The sequence below is a fragment of the uncultured Microbulbifer sp. genome, assembly GCF_947489355.1.
Taxonomy (GTDB): domain Bacteria; phylum Pseudomonadota; class Gammaproteobacteria; order Pseudomonadales; family Cellvibrionaceae; genus Microbulbifer.
The window spans coordinates 26,968-33,255 of record NZ_CANLDD010000049.1; the positions used below are offsets into that span (position 1 = coordinate 26,968).

At 56.2% G+C, this 6,288-nt stretch carries 3 protein-coding genes and 2 pseudogenes; 4 read left to right on the forward strand and 1 reads right to left on the reverse strand.

All coding sequences use genetic code 11. The annotated features are described in order from the left end of the window. Positions 1-351: 351 nt before the first annotated feature. The gene (locus Q1A48_RS16565) at positions 352-519 is read right to left on the reverse strand and encodes a hypothetical protein (RefSeq protein WP_299947129.1); all 168 of its coding nucleotides are present in this window, start codon (positions 517-519) and stop codon (positions 352-354) included. Between the two features lie 169 nt (positions 520-688). Between Q1A48_RS16565 and Q1A48_RS16570 the strand changes: the two genes are divergently transcribed. The 4 genes and pseudogenes from Q1A48_RS16570 to tnpA all read left to right on the forward strand — a co-directional run. Next, complete coding sequence (locus Q1A48_RS16570; RefSeq protein WP_299947130.1) at positions 689-1,864, forward strand: efflux RND transporter periplasmic adaptor subunit; 1,176 nt, start codon at positions 689-691, stop codon at positions 1,862-1,864. Positions 1,865-1,879: 15 nt separating this feature from the next. Next, complete coding sequence (locus tag Q1A48_RS16575; protein WP_299947132.1) at positions 1,880-5,002, forward strand: efflux RND transporter permease subunit; 3,123 nt, start codon at positions 1,880-1,882, stop codon at positions 5,000-5,002. Between the two features lie 239 nt (positions 5,003-5,241). Continuing rightward, positions 5,242-5,409: pseudogene (locus tag Q1A48_RS21905) on the forward strand (RNA-guided endonuclease TnpB family protein); the annotation flags it as partial. A 105-nt stretch (positions 5,410-5,514) separates the two neighbouring features. Beyond that, a pseudogene (gene tnpA / locus Q1A48_RS21910) lies at positions 5,515-5,790 on the forward strand (IS200/IS605 family transposase); the annotation flags it as partial. Between the last annotated feature and the right edge of the window lie 498 nt (positions 5,791-6,288).

Here is a 6,288-nt window from a genome sequence, read left to right on the forward strand (position 1 = left end):
TCCCGGTTCCCCCTTCTTGTGTAAAGGCGCGCCACCAGAGTGATTTCTGCCCCCTATCCTGAGAGCGAACAAACCTTCGATGACACAAATCCGACTCACGGTTCAAAATATCACCTTGGTTACAACCAAGCGGTTCCAAACTGTATAGGTATCCATATGACCTTTCCTCCAGTCCCTGTGCATCGGAGCTGGCAAAACCTGCCGGTCACCCCGTTTCGCTGATACCGCTCCAGCTGATGAAGCTCATACACACAGAACAACAAAGTCCACAGCCCAAACCTGTACCCACGAGAAAGGGGGTAACTCTTATCTAGGAGCTATGGCCACACAATCGCCTGAGCTACGCAAACTCTAGACACTGGCAACCCGGGAAAAGCCCTGACACTGCGGGTGTGCACAGAGCAACTGTACCAATGTATGTACAGAGTTGGCACAGCCGAGCCAGGCAACCAAAATGACAATAGCCCCGTTACCACTTTCCTGGTAACGCCGAAAAATCAAAATTTTATGCTGCCGCATCCAAACTCCCTCCCCGGTTCGTCAATAAAAGCATTGGCAACCGGCATCTGTCGCTGATAAGGCTCAACCCAGCGCCGACCCCATGGCCAAGGCTTTGGTTCCCATGGTGTTATCGGCGCTGATCGACGCTAGCCGTTGTGGAATTTGGCAATCAGACAAGAAGACATAGATGAAAAACAAGTACTTAAAAGCTGCAGCACCTATATTGGTGCTGGCAGTGGGTTTTGGGGTCGTGCAATGGATGTCTGCCGCCAAACCGGCGCCGGAAAAAAAAGAGGAAGAGCAACGCCTGGTATCGTTACTCTATACCGAGGCCCGGGAAGAATCGGTTCAGCTTACCGTCACCACTCAGGGGGTAGTCCGCCCACATACCGAGATAGACCTCACCCCTGAGGTTTCCGGCCGCATCACCCATATTGCCGCCAATTTCGCCGAGGGCGCCGGGTTCGAAGCCGGTGAAACCCTGATCCAGTTGGACGATGCCGACTACCGCCTTGCACAGGCCCGCGCCGAAGCCGGGGTAGCGCAGGCCCGGGTGCTCTTGCTACAGGCACAGGCGCAAGCCAGCATCAAACGCCAGCAGTGGCTCTCTACCACTCCAAATAAAGAACCGACACCCTTGCAGGTCAATCAGCCCCAGGTGCAGGAAGCCGAGGCCAACCTGCACTCCGCCAAAGCGGAACTCGCCGACGCAGAACGCAACTTGGCGCGTACCCGTGTCAAGTTGCCGTTCCGAGGCCGTGTGGTCCGTCGCGACACAGGTGTGGGCCAGTATGTCAGCACCGGCATGCCGCTCGGTCGTGTATTTGCCACTGATCTTGTGGAAGTACGCCTGCCGCTCACCGATTCCCAACTGTTGGAACTGGGGCTGTCCATGGGCTTTGTCTCCACGACTGCCCATCCCGGGCCGATCGTAACCCTGTCCGCCCAGGTGGGTCGGGCCCAGCACCAGTGGCAGGGGCGCATCGTGCGCACCCAGGCGGCTATCGACCAGCAAACGCGTTTGATATACGCCATTGCGGAGGTACGAGACCCCTATGGCAAAGGTGCCAGCGACGGGGTGCCCCTGGCAGCAGGGCTGTTTGTGACCGCACAAGCAGAAAGTGTGCAGGCACACCGGGCGTTGGTATTGCCGCGGGAGGCCCTGCGCAATGCCGATACGGTATACGTGATAGATGAGGATAACCGCCTGGATATCCGCACTGTAGAGGTCGTGTCCACCTCGGAAAATCGCGTCGTGGTCGACGCCGGCCTGGCCGATGGCGAGAAGGTGGTGATTTCCACCCTTGCCAATGCCGTGCATGGGATGCAGGTTCAGCCCGTCACCCAAATGGCCCAAAAATAACAACGGAAAGCGCACATGAACAAGTTAATCGAATGGTGGGCGCGCAACAGCGTCGCCGCCAATCTGATGATGGTGGGCATTTTCGTCACCGGCATTCTGGGCTTTGGCATCATGGAACGGGAAATGGACCCTCAGGTGCGCTTCCCGGGGCTGGAAATCGAGGTCTCCTGGCCGGGGGCAGCGCCACAGGAAGTGGAAGAGCAGATCGTGGCCCGGATCGAGGAGGCCGTCAGCGACCTGGACAATATGGAATGGGTGCGCTCCACTTCAGCCGAGGGCTATGGCGGCGTCTATATCCTGGCGGAAAGTGATGTCGACTTTTCCCGATTTATGAATGAGGTCAAAATCCGTGTCGACGGTATCTCCTCCTTCCCGCGCAGCATAGAACCGCCGCAGGTCCGCCAATGGGTCAACCGCGACGAATATATCCGCGTGGCCGTACACGGTGATGTAGGCGAACGGGAACTGAAGCGGCTGGCGGAGCAATTGCGACGCGAAGCGGTCGCCCTGCCCGCCATCTCGGTGGTGGAGCTGTTCGGTACCCGCATGGAAGAAGTCTCCATTGAGGTCAGCGAGCAAGCGCTGCGCCGCTATGGCATGACGTTTCAGGAAGTGGCTGACGCCATCCGCGCCAACTCCCTCAACCAATCCGCCGGTACCGTGCGCACGGAGGTGGGTGCCTACCAGCTCAAGGTCCGCAACCAGGCCGATACCGAGCAGGAGTTTGCCGATATCATCGTGCGTCAGACTGCCGATGGCGGCACCATTCGCATCGGCGATATCGCCAACGTTGTGGATGGTTTCGTGGACAACGAAATCCTCGCCACCCTCAACGGCGAACCCGCGGTGCTGCTACAGGTGATGAGCACCGAGACCATGAATATCGTCACCGCGTCCGATGCCATCCGCGAGTGGATCACAGAGCGCAGCAAGACGCTGCCGGGCGGTGCCAAACTCACCCTGTGGACCGATGATGCTGAGGGCTTCAAGGGCCGTATGCAGACCATCGGCAGCTCTGCCCTGCAGGGGCTGGTGTTGGTCCTGCTAGTGCTGCTCTTGAGCTTGCGCCCAAAGGTGGCCTTGTGGGTGGCGATAGGGATCGCGACCGCGTACGCCGGTGCCTTTGTTCTGCTGCCCAGCGTGGGCGTATCCCTCAACATGCTGTCCACCTTCGCCTTCCTGTTGGTGTTGGGAATCGTTGTGGACGACGCCATTGTGGTGGGAGAGAGTATCCATTCCGAATCCCAGCGCGCGGAACACCAGGGGCCTGATGGGGGCCTGCGCGCCGCCGTGTTGGGCACACAACTGGTGGCCAAACCGGTCATCTTTGCGGTGGCAACCACGATCCTGGCCTTTCTGCCGTGGCTCTTTATGAGCGGCTCCATCAGCGAGTTCACCCGCCATATCACCTGGGTGGTAATCCTTGCACTGGCGTTTTCCCTGGTCGAGTGTCTGTTTATTCTCCCTGCACACCTTCGCAACCTCAAGCCACGCACCAGACCCGGCCGGTTTGGTCGTGTGCAAAAGCGCATCGCCGATGGCATTGTCCATTTCGCCCACAATCACTACCGTCGCATTGGCCAGTGGGCCGTGGAGCGGCGCTATCTGACACTGAGCATTTTTATCGCCACCCTGATGATCGGCATAGGTATGTTTGGCAGCGGCTGGGTGAAGAAGGGCTTTATGCCCGACATCGAATCCGACGAAGTGACTGTCAATGTCGTGATGCCCGAGGGGGCGCCCTACAGCCGCGCGCTGGAGATCCTGGCCCTACTGCAGGATGCGGAAAAGCGCCTTGAGGAAGAGGTAAACCAACGCACAGACGGCCAGGGTGTCCTCATTGAGAACTGGTATACCCGCTCCCGGCGCGACAGCGTGATCGCCATAGTGCAACTGGCCCCGCCGGAAATGCGCGACATGTCCGCCAAGGACGCCGCCCTGCGCCTGCGGGAGCTGATCGGCGAGATCCCCGATGCGAAAGAGGTTTCGGTACGCTATACACTCAACGACAACGACCCCGGGTTTGAACTGTCCATCCGCCACCCAAATCTGGATGTGCTGCGCAGCGCCACCGCCGACCTGGAAACCCAGCTGCGCAGCTACGAAAACCTGTACGACGTGCGCAACAATCTCGAAGGCGCTTCTGAGGAAATCCGCATTGACCTCAAGCCCGGTGCGACCAAACTCGGACTGACCCTGGCGGAGGTCAATCGCCAGGTGCGCCAGGCGTACTTCGGTGAAGAAGTGCAGCGCTTGCCCCGCGCCGGCCAGGACGTCAAGGTGATGGTGCGCTACCCGCTGGCTTCGCGCCGCTCCATCGAGAGCCTGCAGGATTTTCGCGTGCGCACCGCAGACGGCCGCGAGGTGCCGTTGCTGGCCATCGCCGACCTCGAATATGCGCCGGGCATCAAGCGCATCCAGCGCTGGAATGGTAATCGCGCGGCGCGGGTGATGGCGGACCTGAAAGACGATGTGCGCAGCGACATCATGAAGGATTTGAATGAAAACTTTTTCCCCGACTGGGAAAAGCGCTATCCGGGCATTATTCGCGGCGCTGTGGGTCAGGCGGAGGGCGAAAAACGCTTTCTTAAAGAGGTGCTGAGTCTGTACACCACGGCCTTCTTTGCCATGTACAGTCTGCTGGCAATCGCCTTCCGCAGCTACTTCCAGCCGATCCTGATCCTGGTCGCCATTCCCTTCGCGTTCGTTGGCGCCATCTTTGGCCATGCCGTCACGGGTATGACCATGGCCATCTACAGCTACTTCGGTATCGCCGCCGCCGCCGGGGTGGTGGTCAACGACAACCTCGTGCTGATGGATTGCTGCAACCGGTTGCGCGATGGGGGTATGAAACCCCTCAAGGCTATTGTAGAAGCCGGCGTCGCGCGCTTCCGCCCCATCCTGCTGACCACCGTCACCACCATCGTCGGCCTGCTGCCATTGATGCTGGAACGGAGTATTCAGGCCGCCGAACTGCAACCGATTGTAGTGGCGCTGGCCGCCGGCGTTTTTGTGGCCTTTTTCGTCACCCTGCTGCTGGTGCCGTCACTGTATGCGATTGGGCAGGATATCAGTGCGCTCGGCGCAAGACTGCGAAACCTGATTTTGCGCGGTACACAACGTGCACATTCTTCATAAAAAGAAGTTCCACTTTGGCAGCGGATGCGCAGGGCTTTCACCGCATAGTGTAGTGGTCAAGTATTTTTGGCCACAGGCTTTTAAGCCTGCCCGTGTTTTTCTGCTGCCTCGTGCGGGGCTCAATCATCGTTGTTCTGAGGTGGTGGGATCTGGTTGAGTAGCCAAGGAGGTAATCGCTGATGGCTTGCTTTGCTGTCGGGAAGCTCTGATAGCCAGTCTCCGCCACCCAAACCTGTTCGTGCTGCAGGACGCTTTCCGACAGCAGTCCGAAAGGACTAACAGGCTTGCGAATAAGAAAATGGCCTTGCTCAGTATACGGAATTGAGCATCACCACGACCTAAATGCGGCAGAGAATATTCTTTCGGCGGGGTATCGCTGTCTGGCCGTAGGGATACTCGTCCTTTAGCAGGCTGTTGAAATGCGTCCACGTAGCTACATCTTGGTTTGAGAGTCATCGAGCCTATTTTAGCAAAAATTAGGCAATTTTTAGAGGTGCCCTCAAGGCTATTGTAGCCAATTACGTTGTACTGTTATTCAGTTGAATGTGCAAGCTGAGCATGTGCATCTTTTGGTGAAAGTACCGCCAAAGGTGTCGGCCTCGAAGTTATTGGGAGTGGTCAAAAGAAAGTCGGCGCTGAGGGTTTTCACACGACTTCCATATCTCGGGAAGAAGCCCTATTGGGGTAATCATTTTTGGGAGAAAGGGTACTGCGTAGATACGATCGGAGTTGATGCTGTGATGATACGTAAGTATGTAAAATATCAAGAGAAGTTAGAGCAGCGGTAAGCACAGCTGGATTTGCCGCGATAATGATAGAGTGGGACAGCTCTGCGGCCAGCCTTCTAGAGGGCTGGCTTTTAGGCCCCTTTTATGGGGCATAAGGAAATTCCGGGTTCTAAGAACCCGGATGTTTATTGAGCGCAATGCTGTGTATTTGGTTGCAAATCGATCATTTTCTGAGGTAAAGGCTTCCTCTATTATTTTTCAGGATTCAAAGTAACTATCTGATTTATAGGAAATTTACGTTGTCAATATGTAAGTCCTAACTTTATATTTATAAAGTTAGAGTTATACGCTTGACTTTGGTTTTATTTTTTAATTTGCTATAATTACTCAGTACACAACCAAATTACACAATTTTTGCTTAAGAAATAGCACTTATTGAATATAATGTGCACGATTGTGCTTAAATCATAAGAAAATCACCTCCTAGATTCAACTTGTAAGTGCATATCTCAATGGAGCTAGAAAAAGCGGCCAGTTGCCCGTAGACTTCTCGCTTTT